The following is a 17,036-nucleotide window of genomic DNA, read 5'->3' as shown; positions in this document are numbered from 1 at the left end:
CCGTCGCACTACACCGTGCGCAGCTTCGACACGCGCCGGTTCTGCAGCATCACGAGGCGTTCCATGTACGCGAGATCCTTCGGCTCGATCGTGAACGCCGCATGCACCCATGCTTCCGTGATGTCCATCAGCTCGGAGCGCGACAGCTGGAACACCCGCTCGCGTGCGCGCAGCATCGCGCGCACGCCGTTCAGCTTCGGCTTCGTCACGTCGATGAAGGTACGCGTCGCGAGATACGCGTCACCCGCGTCGAACGTCTGGTCGATCAGGCCGCGATCCTCGTACCACTCGGATGCGTGCGCTTCACCGGTCGCGATCAGCTGCTCCGCGAGGCCCCGATCGGCCTTGCGCGCGACGAGCGAATAGCCGCCCATGCCCGGGAACAGGTTGAACGCGATCTCGGGGAACCCGAGCTTCACGCCCTTCTGCGCGAGCACGTAGTGATGCGCGAGCGCGGCCTCGAAGCCGCCGCCGAGCGCGCTGCCCTCGACCATCGCGATCGAGATCGCCCCGGTGCCGAAGCCCGTGTAGATCTCGTACACGCCGTCGATGCACGAGCGCGCGTAGGCCATCAGCAGGTCGCGCTTGCCGCTGCGGATCGCGTCGACGAAGAAGCTCAGGTCGCCGCCGACGTTGAACAGCTCGGGGACGAGCGAGCCCGTCACCCAGAAGTCGAACGGCAGGCCCGAGTCGCGTGCGACGCGTGCGAGATGGATGATGTCGGTAACGAGTTGCTGGTTGAAGCACGGCCGCGGCTCCGATCGCAGCATCATCCACATGACATTACGTCCTTCTTCGTAAAAGGCAGTCAGTTGCGTGAGTTCGCCGGCTTCATAAAACGGGCGGCACGCGGGATGGGATTGGAGTTGCATGGTATGTCCTCGAGAGATGTGGTTTTTGAAGACCGTCGCGCCCGGTGCCGAGCGGGAGACGGGTTTCCCGCAGGGCGCCGGGCGCGAGGCATCGCCATTGTTGCGCGCGCACAAAAGTCGAATTGCGGGGAACAACGCACGAACAGGACGCAGGTGTCGGTCGCGCCGGGGCGTGCGGGGAAAGTGGCGGCGAGCGGGGCGGGCCGGTATCGGGCGGTACGACGTGTGGGGCCGGCTGGCGGGGGAAGGCGGCCGGCAAGATCGCCGTGAAGGTCGCCGGGGCAGGTTCGTCGTGTTGCGCGAGTGCGTGCAGGTGGACGATCCGGCGCGTGGCTGTCGACGTCGTTCGTTGACACGCCGAAAGCGGTGCCGGGTCGCCGGGCGGCCCTTGTGGAAGATGTGGACTGGCGCCGCACCAGTGCGTCGATCAGTCTTGAAGGATCACGCAGCGCGTGGCACCGGGCGTTCCGGGAGGGGACCATGACCGCCTTCCGGAAGGTGCGGCAATTGCTCGTCGGCAGGCCGCTCGCCCCCCTCGATCCGCGCACGCGGCATGCGATCGCCGTGACGCCGCTGCCGGCCTGGGGCGGGCTCGGCGCCGACGGCCTGTCGTCGTCGTGCTACGGCCCGGAGGAGGCATTCCTCGCTCTGGCACACCGCACGCCGCTCGCATTGTTCCTCGCACTCGCGACGGCGGCCACCGTGTTCATCATCTCGCTCGGTTACAACCGGATGATCGCGCTGTTTCCGACGGGTGGCGGCCACCGCGTCGCGACGTCGCTGCTCGCGACGAGCACGGTGATCGCGCTGTGCTTCACGATCAACCGCCGCTACGCGTATACGCGCGCGCAGCTCGCCAAGGAGGACGAACTGTTCTCGGGCAAGCCGCCTGAAGCCGACGAGGCGACCGCGCCGGGCAGGCCCGATCCGTCGCAACCGCCGGCCGTGCTGCTGGTCGGCAAGCATCGCGGCGCGAGCATGCGCGCGCTGCTGTGGGTTACCGGCTGTTTCCCGGGCACTTCCGCAACGTGATCGTCCTCGCGGTCGGCGAGGTCGATGCGAAGGCATACGACGGGCACGAACATCTCGAACGGCTGCGTCACGCGATCACCGAAGCTCGACGACGATGTCGCGCATTGCCGTCGCAGCGGCATCGCGGCCGACTACCGGATCGCGTTCGGCACGAACTCCGTCGTCGAATTCATGAACCTCGCGTCGTCGACGCTCGACGAGTATCCGAACGCCGCGAGCTTCGCGAGCCAGCTGATCTTCCGTCGCGTGAATTGCCTCACGGCCCGGCTGCACAACCAGACGCCTGTCGAGTTGCAGACGCGTCTGCACGTCGAGGGCAAGCAGACGGTGCTGCTGCCGATGAACGTCGGTCAGCGGGACGGGCAGCCGCGTTGCACACCCGCGTGGGCGCGACGCGGCAAGCGCCGCCGGCGACTGCCTCTTGGCGGCCGTCAGGGCCGATGATGCCGATGCGGACGGTTCGGCCGCCGCAGCAGCGGATGATGGAGTCTGGCTCTCGCGCGGTCGCGCCCCGGTCGCTTGAAGAAGAACAGCGCGGCGAGTGCGGCGAATGCCAGCAGGACGACGCCTTCCACGATTGCGCTTTCCATGGTGCCTCCCGGCCGCGCGCGATGACACATCGATGACTCATTGTAGGTCGGCCTGCACCGGCTTGACGCGTGCGGATGCGTCGCCCACACTGGCCGGCACGAGGGCCGCGCGCGTGACCTTGCCCGCCGCGCGGCCGCGTTTTCCGAACCGCGACGAGGTGCGATGTGGTGCGCTTTTCTGTCGGCCTGGCCGGCTGGATGTTGGCATGTGCTGTTGTGCTCGGCGCATCGCATGCGGCCGGTGCGAGCCCGGGCGCGAGCGCGGCCGCGGACGTGCCGCACGACACGGCCGACACGGCGCCCGTCACGCTCGTCAGCGACGTCCATGAATTCGTGATCCAGCACGACGGTTCGCTCGACGAGCACGACGATTCGACGCTGCGCGCGAACAACGCGAACGGCATCGATGCCGTCGCGCAGCGCTACGTGTGGTTCGACAAGAATCTCGAGAAGGTGGACCTGCTCGCGGCCGAGACGATCGACCGCGACGGTGTCGCGCATCCGGTCGGCGTGGACGGCATCCGCGACGTGCAGGAACCGCGCTCGGCCGGCGCGCCGACGTTCCAGGACGGGCTGTTGCGCACCGTCGTGTTTCCCGGCGTCGAAGCCGGGTCGAGCACGCGCGTGGCGTTCCGCAAGACCCGCACGAAGCCCGTCAACCGCGGCTACTTCGGCTACACCGTGGAGCCGTCGCGCGAGCCGGTCGACAACCAGCGGCTGATCTTCGACCTGCCGGCCGACATGCCGCTGTACGCGGATGCGCGCGGCTACGTCGCGCTGCCGCCGGTCACGGCGAACGGCCGCACGCGCTACGAGTTCGACTACCGGCACGGCCCGTACGACCGCATCGAGAGCGGCGCGGTCGGTTACGCGACCTACGGCGACCGGCTCGTCGTGTCGACGCTGCCCGACTATGCGGCGTTCGCTGCGCGCTACCGCAACGCGGCCGTCGATCCGGGCACGGACGATCCGGCCGTGACGCAACTGGCGCGCACGCTGACCGCGGGCGCCGCCGATCCGCGCGACAAGGCGCGCATCCTGTACGACTGGGTGCAGGCGAACGTGCGCTACGTCGGGCTGTTTCTCGGCGAAACGGCTGCCGCGCCGCATCGCGTCACCGACATCCTGCGCAACCGCTACGGCGACTGCAAGGATCATGTCGCACTGTTCGGCGCGCTGCTCGCGGCGGTCGGCATCCGCAGCGAACCGGTGCTGATCAACCTCGGGTCCGTCTACACGCTGCCGTCGGTGCCCGGCTACGGCGGCGGGGCGATCAATCATGCGATCACGTGGCTGCCCGATCTCGCCCGCTTTGCGGATACGACGACGGCCGGCATCGCGTTCGGCTATCTGCCGCCCATCGTGATGGATCGCCCCGTGCTGCTCGTCGATTCGGGCGTGCTGTCGCGCACCCCGGCCACGCAGCCGCGCGGCCGCGTCGCGCGCGTCGAAATCGATGCGGCCGGGCCGGGCGCCGCGCAGTTTCACGCGTACATCGAGGATGACGGCTGGACGGCCGAGCTCGAACGCAACCTGTTTCGCCGCGCGACACCCGACGCCATCGTCCAGCTCGCGAACAACCGTCTGCGGCAAAGCGGCTTGCGCGGCCGCGCGCAACTGTCGACCAGCGACCGGCGCGTGACCGACGGGCCGTTCGACGTGACGCTTTCCGGCACGGTCGATCATTTCGTATGGCCCGACGGCACGACCGCGTTGCCCGCGCTGTCGAGCCTGACGGGCGGCATCGCGACGCAGGTCGAGAGCTGGCTGGCCGAACCCGTGCGCACGCAGCCGTGGGGCTGTATCGGCGGCACGTTCGACGAGACCGGCCAGATCGCGCTGCCGGCCGACGTCGCGGTGACCGACCTGCCGGCCGATACGGCCGTGCACGACCGCTTCGTCGACTTCACGTCGCATTACGTATTCGACGCGGCCGCGCATGTCGTGCAGGTCTCGCGGCGGATGACGGCGGATTTCGGCCGCCAGGTGTGTACGCAGGACGAATTCACGGCGTTGCGCGCGTCGCTCGAACGCATCGAGCGCGACACGCAGGCGCAGATCGTCGTGCGGGCGAAAGGGCGCTGAACGTTGATCGGGCAGGGGACGTGAGCGCGTGGAGACCGTCGGTCGACGCGCAGGAGGGACATCATGACGGAACGGGATCACGAGATCGCCGATCTCTCGAAGGAATTGCTGGGCCGGATCGTGCAAGGCACCGTTGCCGGCGGCGCGGTGGTGGATGCGGAGCAGTGCGCGGCGCTTGCCGTGCAGTGCGCGACGGCGCTGGTCGACAGGCTGGAAGCGCGCAGCGGCTGAGCGCGGCAATCACGCGTGGCGACGATTCGGGCGACGGCTGGCGGCATCACGCGCGATACATGGCGCGTGCGTGACACGTCGCGCCTTACGCTTCGACGCGCGCCTCGCCGTCCGCGCGCACGGCGCCCGGCGGCTTGCCCACCACACGCTTGAACGCGCGGCTGAACGCGGCGAGCGAGCCGTAGCCGAGCCGGTACGCGACGGCTTCGATCGTCTCGTGGTCGCGCGTGATCCATTGCGCGGCGAGCCGCATCCGCAGCTCGGTCAGGTAGCGCACGGGTGTCATCCCGGTGGCTGCGAGAAAGCGTTCGGCGAACACCGAACGTGACACGCCCGCTTCGGTGGCGAGTTCCGCCACGCTCCAGTTGCGGCCCGGATCGCGATGCAGCGCGACGATCGCGCGGCCGAGCTTCGGTTCGCGCAGCGCCTGCACCCAGCCCGTCGCGTCGCCGCAGCCGCATTCGACCCAGCCGCGCACGATGAACGCCGCGACCACGTCCGCGAGCCGCGCGAGGATGCCGGCGAAGCCCGCGCGCGCCGAGCAGGATTCGCGCTCCATCGCATCGAGCATCGGGCGGATTTCCGGGTAGCGCGCGAGCAGCGTGCCGACGTGCATGAACTCGGGCATCGTGCCGACGAGCGGCTGCATGCCGCCGAGGTCGAGCTCCATGCACGCGCTGAAGATCAGCGCGTCGCCGGCACCCGGCTCGGTCGTCGCGCAGCTTGCCGGCGACGCGCCCGCCGACGCCACCGACGCGACCGTATCGCAGATCTTCGCGACCTCGAAGCCGTTGATCTCGCGGCACGGCGCATCGGGGTCGGAGACCAGCGCGTGCATGCCGCCGTGCGGCAGCAGGATTGCGTCGCCGGCTTCGAGCTGCATCGTCTCGCCGTTCGCGTCGCGCAGCAGCACGGGCCCGCGCCCGACGAAATGGAACTGCGCGCGGCCCGGCGCATCGCCGAAATTCAGCCCGAACGGCCGCGCCACCTGGATGCGGCGGTACTGGACGCCGCTCAGGCGCATCCCCAGCAGCAGTTCGCTGACGAGGTCGTGTACGTCGGACGCGGAGGAAGGCAAGGGCTCGGACATGGCGAGATTCGGACGATCGATCAACAAGAGCGGATTGTATGTCATAGACCGTCCTGCCGTGGTTCCTTACGATACGCCGTCATCGGTATTTTCCCTAAACGACACGGAACGACGCATGAATCCCGGAATTTCCTCTGTCGCCGCGACGGCGGCCCCCCGCGAACCGGCCTGGGGCGCGGTATTTGCGATGGCGCTCGGCGTGTTCGGGCTCGTCACGGCCGAATTCCTGCCCGCGAGCCTGCTGACGCCGATGGCCGAGAGCCTCGGCGTGACCGAAGGCGTCGCCGGGCAGGCCGTCACGGCCACCGCGACGGTGGCGCTCGTCACGAGCCTCCTGATCTCCGCGGTGACGCGCACGATCGACCGGCGGCGCGTGCTGCTCGCGTTTTCGGTGTTGCTCGTCGCGTCGAATCTAGCGGTCGCGTTCGCGACCAGCCTGACGATGCTGCTGATCGGCCGCGTCGTGCTCGGCGTCGCGCTGGGCGGCTTCTGGACGATGGCGACGGCCACCACGATGCGGCTGGTGCCGACGGCGATGGTGCCGCGTGCGCTGTCGATCATCTTCAGCGGCGTGGCGGTCGCGACGATCGCGTCCGCGCCGATGGGCAGCTACTTCGGTCACCTGATCGGCTGGCGCAACGTGTTCCTGATCGCGGGCGCGCTCGGCGGCATCGCGTTCGTGTCGCAGCTCGTCACGCTGCCGTCGCTGCCGCCGAGCGGCACGACGCGGCTGCGGACGCTGATCGACGTGCTGCGCCGGCCGACCGTCGGCCTCGGGATGTTCGCGACGATCCTCGTGTTCACCGGGCATTTCGCGTTCTTCACGTATCTACGGCCGTTCCTCGAACAGGTCGCGGGCGTCGGCGTGAACGGCCTGTCGGCGATCCTGCTCGGCTACGGTATCGCCAACTTCGTCGGTACGTCGCTCGCGGGCCGCGTGCTCGAACACCGGCTGCGGCCGATGCTGATCGCGATGCCCGCGCTGATGGTCGTGCTCGCCGTCGCGCTCGTCGCGCTCGGCCGCGCGCCGATGATCGATGCGGTGCTCGTCGCGTTGTGGGGGATGGCCTTCGGCGGCGTGCCGGTCGCGTGGTCGACCTGGGTCACGCGCACCGTGCCCGATGAAGCCGAAAGTGCGGGCGGGCTGATCGTCGCGGCGATCCAGCTTGCCATCGCGACGGGGGCGGCGGCCGGTGGCGTCGTGTTCGACGCGAACGGCGCGGCTGGCGTGTTCGTGGGCGCGGCCGTCGTGCTGGCCGTCGCGGTCGCGGCGATCGTGACGGGCGTGCCGAAGCGGGTCGGCGTCGCCGCGTCCTGACCGGCCGGCAGGCCGGCGCGGTGGTGCGGTGGTGCAGGCCCGCCGGCGGCCGTCCGCCCGTCGAGCGTCAGGCGGTGCCGGCGCCCGCGATGCGGTCGAGGTCCGCGAGCGCATCGTCCGGCAACACGAGGCCGGACGCCGCGAGGTTCTCGCGCAGATGCGCGGCCGACGACGTGCCGGGAATCAGCAGGACGTTCGGCGCGCGGCGCAGCAGCCACGCGAGCGCGACCTGCATCGGCGTCGCGCCGACGCGCGCCGCCACGTCGGACAGTGTCGACGACTGCAGCGGCGAGAAGCCGCCGAGCGGAAAGCACGGCACATAGGCGATGCCGTCGCGGGCGAGCGCGTCGATCAGCGCGTCGTCGCCGCGATGTGCGACGTTGTAGCGGTTCTGCACGCACACGATGTCGCAAATCCGCCGGCCCTGCGCGATCTGCGCGGGCGTGACGCCGCGCCCGTCGCGCCAGTCGCGCAGCAACCGGCCCGGTTCATGCGGCGGCGCGTGCCGATCGCGGCGGCCGGCGTTCATCGTGCATCATCTAGCCGCCCTGCCTGACCATCTCCGCCAGCGTCTTCATCGCCTGCAGGTACGGATACGGCCCGTGACTGATGCGGGCCACGCCGTAGTCCGCGAGTTCGGCCAATGTCGGCGTTTCCGCGACGCGCATCACGTTCACCGGCAGCGGCGATGCGGCCGTCAGCGCGCGAATGAGCGCCGGCGAGCGCAGCCCCGGCACGAAGAGCCCGTCGGCGCCGGCCGCCGCGTACGCGCGTGCGCGGGCCAGCGTGGCATCGAGCAGGCGCTCGTCGTGCGTGTCGGCCGGCGCCTTGAAGAACACGTCGGTACGCGCGTTGATGAAGTAGTCGGCGCCCGCGCGATCGGCCGCCTGCCGTGCTGCCGCGAGACGGGCTGCGGCAGCTTCGACGTCACGCAATTCGCCCGTCGCCGGAAAGCTGTCCTCGAGGTTGCAGCCGATCGCGCCGGCCTCGATGCTGAGCGCGATCGTTTCGGCGACATCTTCCGGCCGCTCGCCGTACCCGCTTTCGAGATCGACGGTGATGGGCAGGGCGGTCGCGCGCGTGATGCGCTCGAGCACCTCCATCATGACCGCGCGCGGCATCTGCTCGCCGTCGACGAACCCGTTGGCCGCCGCGACCGACCAGCTGCCGGTTGCCAGCGCGACGGCGCCCGCGTCGGCCGCCGTGCGCGCGCTGCCGGCGTCCCACACGTTGAATAGCGCCAGCGGCTGGCCCGCGCGGTGAAGCGACCGGAAATACGCGCCTTTCTCGTTGCTGCTCATGTTTGTGTCTCCTTGTGGAAAACCGGGTCGGTCGTCGTGCCGAACGATACTGCCACCGAATCGAGCGCCGCGAGAAAATCGCGCGCGTCGAACAGTTCGCCGAGACTGCGCACGCCGCCTGACACCACGGTGTTGCCCGTCATCAGGCGCATGGCGGCCTCGACGATGATCGGTGCGCTGACCGCGTAGATGTCGCGCCCGGACGCGGTCGCGCGGTGCGTCGTGCCGCCCTGCACGACGATCGCGTCCATCGCGAACTGCTGCGCCGAGCGGCCCAGCGCGTCGGTCGGCACGGGCGGCGGCGTGGCGGCATCGCGCACGTCGCGCAGCGCGAGCGTCGCGAGCCACGATTCGATCGTGTCGATGCGCAGGTGGCGCGAGAGCGTCATCACTTCCGAAAACGGCAGCAGCGTGACGTCGACCTGACCGATCGGCGGCGGGAACGGCCATGCGCGTTCGCGTGCGGTCGACGGCACCGGCGTCGGCTTTCCGTCCTTCTGCACGAGCCGTACCGCGCGGTTGCGTTCGCCCGTCACGCGCGTGCCGCGCGTCGGGTGCCAGCGGTCGAGCCCGGTCGCGATATCGACGCGCTCGATCGGCTGGCTCTTGTCCACGACGGCCGTGACGAGCAGGTCGGCCAGGCCGCCGTAGAACGCCGCGGCCGGCACGACGGTCACGCCCGCGGCGCGTGCCCGGGCATCGCAGTGTTCGGCCAGCGCCAGCACCGACGGCTGCTCGGCCGTCAGGTCGAGATAGGGGATGGCGGCCCGCAGTGCGGCATCGGCCAGCGGCAGCGCGGTATCGAGATACGGCCCCGCGCAGTTGATCACGGTATCCGCGCCGCGCAGCGCGGTGTCGAGCGCGGCCGGATCGTCGATCGCGGCGACGCGCGCGAGCGACGCTGCGCCGCCGCCTTCCGCGAGCCGCGCCGCATCGCGGCCGATGCGGATCGCGCGCAGGCCGCGCCGTGCCAGTTCGGCGACGACAAACCGCCCGGTATGACCCGTGGCGCCATAGACTGCAACCGTCATTCGATCGTCCATGATCAACTCCGATACAGATCGGTCTGTTTTATAGTACAGACCTGTATCGTCGTCAATCCCGCGGTGCTATGATCGGCTCACTGTTGCGGCAAGGGCGGCCAGCATGGCCGGGTCGGGATGAAAAAGGAAACAGGTACACCAGGGAACGCGCCCGATACGCGCGAACGCATTCTGCAAACGGCCAGCGAGCTGTTCTACCGGGAGGGTACGCGCGCGGTCGGCGTGGACCTGATCGTCGCGCAGGCGGGCGTGGCGAAGACGAGCCTCTATCGTCACTTCGCGACGAAGGACGACCTGATCGAAGCGTTCCTGCTGCGCGAGGACGCCGATTTCTGGGCGCATTGGGATGCGGTGGCCGCGCAGTACCGGCGCACGCCGCGCGAGGAACTGGATGCGCAGCTGCAATGGATCGGTGAACGCATCGCGCGCCCCGGCTATCGCGGTTGCCCGCAGATCAACATCGCCGCCGAATACGCGGACGGCAATCATCCGGCCCGCAAGGTGGCCGTCGCGCACAAGCAGGAGCTGCGGCGCCGGCTGACCGAACTGGCGGGCGCGATGGGCGTCGACGAACCGGAAACCTTCGCGCTGCGGCTCGCGACCGTCATCGACGGCGCGCTGAGCAGCGGGCAGGCGCTGCATGCGCACGGGCCCGTGGCCTTCCTGCAGGAATTCGCCCAACTGCTGTTGCCGAAGAAGGGCCGGAAGCAGGCCGGCCTGCCGCGGTAAGTCGCGCGCCGGTTCCGTTCAGCCGCGTTCGGCCGGATCGACGGACAGCACACGCAACTGGCCGCGCAACTGATCGACTTCCCCCGGTGCGAACGGCCGTTCGATCTCGGCATGCGTCTGCTGCCACAGCGGAAATGCCTCGGCCAGCAGGTCGTGGCCGGCCTGCGTCAGTTCGAGCAGACGGCTGCGCCGGTCGTCCGGGTCCTGCGCGATCGTGACGAGGCCGCGCCGCTCGAGCGGTTTGAGCGCGGCCGTGAGCGTGGTGCGATCCATCGCGAGCACCGATGCGACCGATTTCATCGGCGCCGGCTGCGGCCGGTTCAGCGACATCAGCAGCGAAAACTGGCCGTTGGTGAGGTCGAGCGGGCGCAGCACATCGTCGAAGATCCGCGCAAGATTGCGCGCCGCGCGCTGCATGTGCAGGCACAGGCAGCAATCGCGCACCATCAGCGTCGTTTCGAAAGGGAGCTTTTCTTTTCGTGCCATGTTGCAATTGTGTTGATATCAACCTATCGTGTCAAGGTCGAGGCGCGGCAGTCCGTCGTGCCCGTCACCGGAGGAGGCGGCATGAGTGCTCAACAGCAGTTGTATCTCGCGGTATTTCTCGGCGCCAAGGATAGCCCGGCCATGAAGGCCTGGCTGGCGTTGCCGGAAGACGAGCGGCGCACGCGCGAGCGCGACGGCATCGCCGCGTGGCATGCATGGGTCGACCGCAATCGCGACGCGATCGTCGAGATGGGCGGGCCGCTCGGCAAGACGAAGACGATCGATGCGGCCGGCGTCACCGACACGGCGAACGCGATGAGCGGCTTTACCGTCGTGCGGGCGGCGTCGCACGACGCGGCGGCCGCATTGTTCGAAGGCCATCCGCATTTCACGCTGTTCCCGGGTGTGGCGATTGACGTGATGCCGGTGCTGGCGATTCCCGGCGCGTAAACGACGAGCGAGGCCAGGCGTTGCGGATCGGCGAGGCGCCGTGGCCGGCATGCGGAAATTTCCGACATTCTGGATGGAGACTGGCGATGAAGCTTTACGGATTTGCCGGCACCCGCACTCAGCGCGCGCTGTGGGGGCTGAAGGAGCTGGATGCCGACTTCGAGTTCGTCTCGGTGAACCTGCTCCAGGGCGAGCACAAGCGGCCCGAATTCCTGCGCCTCAATCCGGCCGGCAAGGTGCCCGTGCTGGTGGACGGCGACCTCGTGATCCCCGAGTCGGCCGCGATCGTGCTGCATCTCGCGGACAAGTACCCGGAGAAGGCGTTGCTGCCGGTCGATCCGGCGCTGCGCGCGCAGGCCTACCGGTGGGTGATGTTCGCGGTGACGGAGCTCGAGCAGCCGCTGTGGCGGATCACGCGGCATTCGTTCCTCTATCCGCCAGAAAAGCGCTCGCCGGCCGACATCGAACTGGCGCGCGAGGATTTCAGGACGATGGCCGCGATTCTGGACAAGCATCTGGAAGGGCGCGAGTTCATCGTCGGCGACACGCTGACGGTGGCCGATTGCGTGACGGCTTACCTGATCGACTGGGCCGGCGAATGCAACCTGATCGAATCGTTCCCGCAGTTGCGGGCGTACCTCGAACGGCTGTATGCGCGGCCGAAGGCGCCGCAGCGGATCGCGGACGCGCGCAAGGCGGCGTGAGCGTGCGGCGGCCGGCCATGGGACGCATCGGCCAGGCCGGCCGTTCCGTTTGCGCAGTGGGCGGATGCCTGCCGGCCGTGTGTCATGGCGGTAATGCGTGCGTCGCGCGCGCAGCGCACGCAGGCGCTTGCGCTCACGCTACGTCGTCAGGCCCGCCGAGCGCGCGACACAGCATCGACAGGTCGTTGAGCGTAAGGTGCGGCGTGGCGGCCTGCTGCTGCACACGTTCCGGTTCCGGATGCGTGTCGCGAACCACCCACGCTGCCTGAAGCCCCGCGTTCAACGCACCGACGATATCGAGGTGATAGTCGTCCCCGACGTGCAGCAGTTCCGCCGGCTGCACGTCGAGCGTTTCCGCCGCCGCATGGAAGATCCCGGGCTCCGGCTTCGCGACCCCGAACGCCTGCGCGCTGAGCGTCGCACGAAAGTATTCGCCGCCGCCGGTCATCCGGAGGTCGGCGTTGCCGTTGGTCACCGCGATCAACGGAAACCGCGCGCTCAACCACGCGAGCGCGGGCAACGCATCGTCATAGAATTCGACCCGGTTGCGCGCGGCAAAGAACGCCGCGTACGCGTGCTCGGCGAGCGCGACATCCTCGTTCGCACGCTCCAGCGCAAGCCGGATCGATCCGATCCTCATCGCACGGAAATCGCCGGCGAGCCCGGGGCACAATCGTTCGTATTCCTCACGCAACCCGCTCAGCGCCTGCTGCGTGGACAGCACGCGCGCGGTACCGGGCGCGTGCTCGATCAACCATGCGTGAAGCGCCGCTTCGGCCCGTACGACGGCCGGCCCGAACGGCCACAGGGTGTCGTCCAGGTCGAACGAGAGGGCGGAAACTTTGGCGAGACGCATGGCGGTTGACGAGAGGGTTTCGTTTACCACGGCCACGGAATGGAAATTCCGGTGCCGTTTTCGAGGGCCTGTCGATACAGGAAGCGGGCGACGGTCAGGTCCTGAAGCGCCAGCCCGGTCATGTCGAAGACGGTGATCTCGTGCGGCGCGCGGTCGACCGACGCGGTTCCGGCGAGGATGTCACCGATTTCAGTGCATGGCAAATCCGGCGCCCACTGGCACTCGCCGATGCTGCGGGCCTGATCGTGATCGTCCACGACGATGCGCGCGCGTTCCAGCACGCCTGCCGGAAGCTCGCGCTTGCCGGCCGTGTCGGCGCCGACGCAGGTCAGGTGGGTGCCCGGCCGAACCGCATCCGCATCGAACAGCGCGCCGCCGCCCGGTGTGGCCGTGATGACCACGTCGCTATCGGCCACCGCGTCGTTCCGGTCGCGTGCCACGCCGATCGTGCATCGCTCCCGGAACGCCGATTCGAACTCCGGGTCGGGCTCGCCGCTGACGTTCACGTACCGCACCGTGCACCGTTGCGGCAGCAGCCCGAGCGCGTAGTCGAGCTGGACGCGCGCCTGCACGCCCGTGCCGAACACGCAGATTCGCGTGCTGTCGCGACGCGCGAGCAGTTGCAGCCCGAGGCCGCCGGCGGCACCGGTTCGCGCGGTGGTGATCGCATTGCCGTCCATGATGCACAGCGGGCGGCCAGTGGCCGGATCGAACAGCGCGACGGTGGCCTGATGCGGTTCGCCGCCGAGCGCCCGGTTCCCGGGCCAGAACCCGGCCGCCTTGAAGCCGAGCAGCGCCTGGCACGCGACGTCGCCCGACTTGATCCCGAATACGCCGCCTGTGTGCAGCTTCTCGCGAACCACCGGAAACACGCGCCCGGCCCGTTGACTGTGCAGCACGAATGCTTCGCGAACCGCCGCCGTCACTTGCGCGGCCTCGAGGGCGGGTTCGACGGCATCACGGTCGAGAAGCAGGAGTCGGGCGTCTGTCGGCATGTTCGGGCAAGCGCTTTCGGCGCAACGCAAAACGAGGGTGTTTAAATTTTGTCCAGTTTTGGACAAATAGTCAATGTATCGGTGACACGGTGCGGGCGCGCGGCTCGGCTCACCACCCGTAGAAGCGCGGCCACGCCTGCGCGCTGCCGCCGTCGCCGATCGCCTGATACTCGGGATGTTGCGCACCGGTGGCGCACGCGTGATTCGGCAGGATGCGCAGGCGGGTGCCGATCGGAAACCGTTGCGCGATGCCGGAGTCGGGCGCGCCCGCGCGCGACACGATCCCGTGCTCCTGGTTGGCGGCGCTCATCACGTAGTCGCCGAGCACGTCGCCGTGTTCGGTGCAGACCTGCCCGTAGCCGAAATCGCGCGCCTGACGCTGCGTGCCGCGGTCGCGGCTCATCGCCATCCAGCCTGCGTCGACGATCGCCCAGCCTTTCTCTTCCTGGTGCCCGATGACGGTGGTCAGTACCGACAGCGCGATGTCGGACAGGTCGCACACGCCGATGTTGTGCATCACGAGGTCGAACATCACATACACGCCGGCACGCACCTCGGTGACGCCGTCGAGGTGTCGCGCCGCGAGCGCGGTGGGTGTCGAGCCGATACTCACGACCGGGCAGGGCAGCCCGGCGGCCCGGAGGCGTTCCGCCGCGCGCACGGTGCGGCTGCGCTCCTGTTCGGCGATGGCCGCCAGCGCTTCGGGCGTGCTGTATTCGTAGCTCGAGCCCGCGTGCGCCAGCACGCCGCCGAGCACGAGCCCGCCGTCGACCAGCGCGCGGCCCACGTCGATCAGCAGGCCCGCGTCGGGCGGGATCCCCGAGCGGTGGCCGTCGACGTCGACCTCGATCCACACTTCGAAGCGCTCGCCATGCGCGCGCCCGAATTCGGCGATCGCGTGTGCAGCCGGCAGGCTGTCCGTGACCAGCTTCAGGTCGCAGCCCTGCCGGCGCAGCGCGAGCGCCTGGCCGAGCTTCGCGGGCACCATGCCGACCGCGTAGACGATGTCGCGGATACCGTGCGCGAAAAACTGTTCGGCTTCCTTGAGCGTCGACACCGTGACGCCTTGCGCGCCCGCGGCGACCTGGGCATCGACGACGTGCGTGCATTTGGTGGTCTTGACGTGCGGCCGGAACCTGACGCCGAGCGCGTCCAGATGTGCCTGCATGCGGCCGATGTTGTGACGCATGCGGCCGACGTCGATCAGGGCGGCCGGGGTGTTGAGGGTTTGAAGGTCCACGATGCGTTGCCTCGGAATGTTGCCGGTGCGAACACTGTAGAGGTGTCGACGGGCCGCGTGTTTAACGCAACGCTAATACGGCATTAAACACCGTTTAATCGACCGGATCGCGCGAGCCCGAACCCGAACCCGGCGCCACTCATGCCTTGCCGCGCCACGGCGGCGGGCTCAGCAACCGCGTCGCGGCTTCGAGGAATACCCGTTGCCGCGCGGAACGGCCGGTGCGCGACGGCAGCAGCGCCGTGACCGGCGCGGGCGGCAGGTGCCAGTCGGGCAGTAACCGGACGAGCCTGCCGTTCGCGAGCAGCGGAGCGACGTCCCACTCGGAGCGCTCGACGATCCCGAGCCCGGCCAGCGCCCATTCGGTGATGACGGTGCCGTCGTTGGAGGACAGCGCGCCGGTGACGCGGATCACGGCGGACCGGCGTGGGGCACCCTTGACGTCGCCGCCGGACGAGAAGCGCCATCGCGGGATGTCCTCGTCGTTCTCGCGCAGGCACAGGCAGTCGTATCGGGCCAGGTCGGACGGATGGTTCAATGCCTCGATGCGACGGGCATAAGCAGGGCTCGCGCACAGAAATCGCTCGTTGGGCGCAAGCGGATAGCCGATCCACGACGACGACTTGAGGCTGCCGACGTGCACGACCACGTCGGCCCCCGACGCGCTGGTCAACGGGCTGTCCGACAGGTGGAGCGTGATGTCGAGTTTCGGGTGCGCGCGCTGCAGGTCGCGCACGATCCGCGCGACGTACTTTCGCCCGAAGCCGAGCGGGGCGACGACGCGCAGCGTGCCCCGCACGTCGCCGTGGTCGCCTGAAATGCTGACCGGCAGCGCGTCCACGCGCTCGAGAATGTCGACGGCTTCCTGGTACAGCCGTTGCCCTTCGTCGGTCAACGCGACCCCTTTCGGTTGCCGCACCGCGAGCCTGGCGTTCAAGCGCGCCTCCATCCGCTGCAGGCGGATCGTGACCGCGGGCGGTGTGAGATCGAGCAGCCGGGCGGCGGAGGCCAGCGAGCGCGACGTACCGATCGCGCGTACGAGCCGAAGGTCGTCGAGGTCGAGCATTTCGTGTCTCTTAATGTGAACGATGCAGGGCATTAAACCGCATATCACGCGTCGTAGCCATCGAGGCGGCGGCGCGGGCGACATGGCCGGTGTCGACGGCTTAAAGAACGGTCGCGTTGCGCCGATATAGAGACGGCGTCCGGCTTTCTGTGCAGCGTGTCCAGACCAGCACGGTGCATGCCGTGGAAGGCCGGGACCTATTGCCGTCCTGCCCGAAAAAGCCGTGCGCGTGCGCGGCAAAGCGGTTGCGCGGCCGGCCGGCGTCGATCACGAGCACGCGGCGGCGCGCCCGCGCAAGCTGCATCGCGGCCGACAGCCCCGCAAAGCTGCCGCCGATCACGATCACTTCATGATGGTCATGCATGCACCCGCTCCTTTCCTGAACCTGCGTGATTGAAGGACGTGTTCCGATGGCGGTCAACTCACGAAACACGAGAAGTTGCATGATAGGGCGGTGGTATCATTCACGCAACTTCAAAAGTTTCGAGAGAGAGGCGCCGCCCGTGAGAACCGATAGCCGCTTGTCGCGCATGCTGCACGTGCTGATCCACATGGACCACGCCGACGGCCCGCTGACGTCGGAGACGATCGCGACGATGCTGGGCACGAACCCGGTGGTCGTGCGACGCCTGCTCGGCGGTTTGCGCGACCACGGCTACGTGCAGTCGGAGAAGGGGCATGGCGGCGGGTGGGCGCTGAGTGTCGCGCTCGACGACATCACGCTGCTCGACGTCTATGGCGCGGTGGGCGAGCCACCGCTGTTCTCCGATCTCGTCACCGACGACGAGGCCGAATGCCTGGTCGAGCAGGCCGTCAACGCGCACCTGTCGGCCACGCTGAAAGAGGCCGAGACGGCGCTGCTCGCGCGCTTCGGCGAAGTCACGCTCGGCATGCTGTCGCGCGATTTCGAAGCGAAGGCGGCCCGGCGGCGCAAGCCGCGCTGACGCG

Annotated in this window: 17 protein-coding genes and 3 pseudogenes; 8 read left to right on the top strand and 12 right to left on the bottom strand. The window is 68.9% G+C overall.

Annotated features, from left to right (window positions below):
* Positions 1 to 8: 8 nt before the first annotated feature.
* Positions 9 to 872: a crotonase/enoyl-CoA hydratase family protein gene (locus APZ15_RS21545; RefSeq protein WP_021161677.1), complete on the bottom strand. Its 864-nt coding sequence runs from the start codon at positions 870 to 872 to the stop codon at positions 9 to 11.
* 480 nt (positions 873 to 1,352) lie between these two features.
* Between APZ15_RS21545 and APZ15_RS39635 the strand changes: the two are divergent.
* Positions 1,353 to 2,255: pseudogene (locus tag APZ15_RS39635) on the top strand (hypothetical protein); the annotation flags it as partial.
* Between the two features lie 80 nt (positions 2,256 to 2,335).
* Here APZ15_RS39635 and APZ15_RS41810 read toward each other — a convergent pair.
* The gene (locus tag APZ15_RS41810; RefSeq protein ID WP_167562615.1) at positions 2,336 to 2,494 is read right to left on the bottom strand and encodes a hypothetical protein; all 159 of its coding nucleotides are present in this window, start codon (positions 2,492 to 2,494) and stop codon (positions 2,336 to 2,338) included.
* 198 nt (positions 2,495 to 2,692) lie between these two features.
* Here APZ15_RS41810 and APZ15_RS21530 point away from each other — a divergent pair, with 198 nt between their 5' ends.
* Together APZ15_RS21530 and APZ15_RS41805 are read left to right on the top strand one after the other, a co-directional pair.
* Entirely contained in the window at positions 2,693 to 4,579 is a 1,887-nt protein-coding gene (locus tag APZ15_RS21530; RefSeq protein ID WP_088611413.1) for a DUF3857 domain-containing transglutaminase family protein, read from the top strand.
* A gap of 63 nt (positions 4,580 to 4,642) precedes the next feature.
* On the top strand, positions 4,643 to 4,810 hold the full coding sequence (locus APZ15_RS41805; RefSeq protein WP_021161681.1) for a hypothetical protein: 168 nt from the start codon (positions 4,643 to 4,645) through the stop codon (positions 4,808 to 4,810).
* A gap of 85 nt (positions 4,811 to 4,895) precedes the next feature.
* On the opposite strand, the gene APZ15_RS21525 is transcribed toward APZ15_RS41805, so the two are convergent.
* Positions 4,896 to 5,945, bottom strand: a complete 1,050-nt coding sequence (locus tag APZ15_RS21525; RefSeq protein WP_027790780.1) for an AraC family transcriptional regulator — start codon at positions 5,943 to 5,945, stop codon at positions 4,896 to 4,898.
* A 70-nt stretch (positions 5,946 to 6,015) separates the two neighbouring features.
* On the opposite strand from APZ15_RS21525, the gene APZ15_RS21520 reads away from it, so the two are divergent.
* Positions 6,016 to 7,218, top strand: a complete 1,203-nt coding sequence (locus APZ15_RS21520) for an MFS transporter (protein ID WP_021161683.1) — start codon at positions 6,016 to 6,018, stop codon at positions 7,216 to 7,218.
* A 67-nt stretch (positions 7,219 to 7,285) separates the two neighbouring features.
* On the opposite strand, the pseudogene APZ15_RS21515 reads toward APZ15_RS21520, so the two are convergent.
* The 3 genes and pseudogenes from APZ15_RS21515 to APZ15_RS21505 form a co-directional block, all read right to left on the bottom strand.
* Positions 7,286 to 7,666: pseudogene (locus tag APZ15_RS21515) on the bottom strand (aldo/keto reductase); the annotation flags it as partial.
* A gap of 91 nt (positions 7,667 to 7,757) precedes the next feature.
* Positions 7,758 to 8,519, bottom strand: a complete 762-nt coding sequence (locus APZ15_RS21510) for an isocitrate lyase/PEP mutase family protein (protein WP_027790782.1) — start codon at positions 8,517 to 8,519, stop codon at positions 7,758 to 7,760.
* Entirely contained in the window at positions 8,516 to 9,562 is a 1,047-nt protein-coding gene (locus APZ15_RS21505; protein ID WP_027790783.1) for a saccharopine dehydrogenase family protein, read from the bottom strand. The genes APZ15_RS21510 and APZ15_RS21505 overlap by 4 nt, the downstream gene beginning before the upstream one ends.
* A 117-nt stretch (positions 9,563 to 9,679) precedes the next feature.
* Here APZ15_RS21505 and APZ15_RS21500 point away from each other — a divergent pair, with 117 nt between their 5' ends.
* The gene (locus APZ15_RS21500; RefSeq protein WP_027790784.1) at positions 9,680 to 10,291 is read left to right on the top strand and encodes a TetR/AcrR family transcriptional regulator; all 612 of its coding nucleotides are present in this window, start codon (positions 9,680 to 9,682) and stop codon (positions 10,289 to 10,291) included.
* A gap of 18 nt (positions 10,292 to 10,309) precedes the next feature.
* Here APZ15_RS21500 and APZ15_RS21495 read toward each other — a convergent pair whose 3' ends face one another.
* Complete coding sequence (locus APZ15_RS21495; RefSeq protein WP_027790785.1) at positions 10,310 to 10,777, bottom strand: MarR family winged helix-turn-helix transcriptional regulator; 468 nt, start codon at positions 10,775 to 10,777, stop codon at positions 10,310 to 10,312.
* An 81-nt stretch (positions 10,778 to 10,858) separates the two neighbouring features.
* Between APZ15_RS21495 and APZ15_RS21490 the strand changes: the two genes are divergently transcribed.
* Both APZ15_RS21490 and APZ15_RS21485 read left to right on the top strand, forming a co-directional pair.
* Positions 10,859 to 11,227, top strand: a complete 369-nt coding sequence (locus tag APZ15_RS21490; RefSeq protein WP_027790786.1) for a hypothetical protein — start codon at positions 10,859 to 10,861, stop codon at positions 11,225 to 11,227.
* A gap of 86 nt (positions 11,228 to 11,313) precedes the next feature.
* Positions 11,314 to 11,931 (top strand): glutathione S-transferase family protein, encoded by a 618-nt coding sequence (locus APZ15_RS21485; RefSeq protein ID WP_027790787.1) that lies wholly within the window; start codon positions 11,314 to 11,316, stop codon positions 11,929 to 11,931.
* A 133-nt stretch (positions 11,932 to 12,064) separates the two neighbouring features.
* On the opposite strand, the gene APZ15_RS21480 is transcribed toward APZ15_RS21485, so the two are convergent.
* The 5 genes and pseudogenes from APZ15_RS21480 to APZ15_RS39630 all read right to left on the bottom strand — a co-directional run.
* Positions 12,065 to 12,787, bottom strand: coding sequence for an HAD family hydrolase (locus tag APZ15_RS21480; RefSeq protein ID WP_027790788.1), 723 nt, complete (start codon positions 12,785 to 12,787; stop codon positions 12,065 to 12,067).
* 23 nt (positions 12,788 to 12,810) lie between these two features.
* Positions 12,811 to 13,782, bottom strand: a complete 972-nt coding sequence (locus APZ15_RS21475; protein WP_027790789.1) for an ornithine cyclodeaminase family protein — start codon at positions 13,780 to 13,782, stop codon at positions 12,811 to 12,813.
* Positions 13,783 to 13,891: 109 nt separating this feature from the next.
* Complete coding sequence (locus tag APZ15_RS21470) at positions 13,892 to 15,022, bottom strand: DSD1 family PLP-dependent enzyme (RefSeq protein WP_027790790.1); 1,131 nt, start codon at positions 15,020 to 15,022, stop codon at positions 13,892 to 13,894.
* A gap of 139 nt (positions 15,023 to 15,161) precedes the next feature.
* Positions 15,162 to 16,088, bottom strand: coding sequence for a LysR family transcriptional regulator (locus tag APZ15_RS21465; protein ID WP_088611380.1), 927 nt, complete (start codon positions 16,086 to 16,088; stop codon positions 15,162 to 15,164).
* Positions 16,089 to 16,290: 202 nt separating this feature from the next.
* Positions 16,291 to 16,452, bottom strand: a pseudogene (locus tag APZ15_RS39630) (FAD-dependent oxidoreductase); the annotation flags it as partial.
* A 139-nt stretch (positions 16,453 to 16,591) separates the two neighbouring features.
* Between APZ15_RS39630 and APZ15_RS21455 the strand changes: the two are divergent.
* The gene (locus APZ15_RS21455; RefSeq protein WP_027790793.1) at positions 16,592 to 17,032 is read left to right on the top strand and encodes an Rrf2 family transcriptional regulator; all 441 of its coding nucleotides are present in this window, start codon (positions 16,592 to 16,594) and stop codon (positions 17,030 to 17,032) included.
* Positions 17,033 to 17,036 lie beyond the last annotated feature (4 nt).

This window comes from Burkholderia cepacia ATCC 25416, from assembly GCF_001411495.1.
Lineage (GTDB): Bacteria > Pseudomonadota > Gammaproteobacteria > Burkholderiales > Burkholderiaceae > Burkholderia > Burkholderia cepacia.
This window is presented reverse-complemented; position numbering and strand designations above follow the sequence as displayed.

Excerpts from the sequence above, each read along its gene's own strand:
- APZ15_RS21545 (WP_021161677.1), bottom strand. The coding sequence starts at position 872 with ATGCAACTCCAATCCCATCCCGCGTGCCGCCCGTTTTATGAAGCCGGC.
- APZ15_RS41810 (WP_167562615.1), bottom strand. The coding sequence starts at position 2,494 with ATGGAAAGCGCAATCGTGGAAGGCGTCGTCCTGCTGGCATTCGCCGCA.
- APZ15_RS21530 (WP_088611413.1), top strand. The coding sequence starts at position 2,693 with ATGTTGGCATGTGCTGTTGTGCTCGGCGCATCGCATGCGGCCGGTGCG.
- APZ15_RS41805 (WP_021161681.1), top strand. The coding sequence starts at position 4,643 with ATGACGGAACGGGATCACGAGATCGCCGATCTCTCGAAGGAATTGCTG.
- APZ15_RS21525 (WP_027790780.1), bottom strand. The coding sequence starts at position 5,945 with ATGACATACAATCCGCTCTTGTTGATCGATCGTCCGAATCTCGCCATG.
- APZ15_RS21520 (WP_021161683.1), top strand. The coding sequence starts at position 6,016 with ATGAATCCCGGAATTTCCTCTGTCGCCGCGACGGCGGCCCCCCGCGAA.
- APZ15_RS21510 (WP_027790782.1), bottom strand. The coding sequence starts at position 8,519 with ATGAGCAGCAACGAGAAAGGCGCGTATTTCCGGTCGCTTCACCGCGCG.
- APZ15_RS21505 (WP_027790783.1), bottom strand. The coding sequence starts at position 9,562 with ATGGACGATCGAATGACGGTTGCAGTCTATGGCGCCACGGGTCATACC.
- APZ15_RS21500 (WP_027790784.1), top strand. The coding sequence starts at position 9,680 with ATGAAAAAGGAAACAGGTACACCAGGGAACGCGCCCGATACGCGCGAA.
- APZ15_RS21495 (WP_027790785.1), bottom strand. The coding sequence starts at position 10,777 with ATGGCACGAAAAGAAAAGCTCCCTTTCGAAACGACGCTGATGGTGCGC.
- APZ15_RS21490 (WP_027790786.1), top strand. The coding sequence starts at position 10,859 with ATGAGTGCTCAACAGCAGTTGTATCTCGCGGTATTTCTCGGCGCCAAG.
- APZ15_RS21485 (WP_027790787.1), top strand. The coding sequence starts at position 11,314 with ATGAAGCTTTACGGATTTGCCGGCACCCGCACTCAGCGCGCGCTGTGG.
- APZ15_RS21480 (WP_027790788.1), bottom strand. The coding sequence starts at position 12,787 with ATGCGTCTCGCCAAAGTTTCCGCCCTCTCGTTCGACCTGGACGACACC.
- APZ15_RS21475 (WP_027790789.1), bottom strand. The coding sequence starts at position 13,782 with ATGCCGACAGACGCCCGACTCCTGCTTCTCGACCGTGATGCCGTCGAA.
- APZ15_RS21465 (WP_088611380.1), bottom strand. The coding sequence starts at position 16,088 with ATGCTCGACCTCGACGACCTTCGGCTCGTACGCGCGATCGGTACGTCG.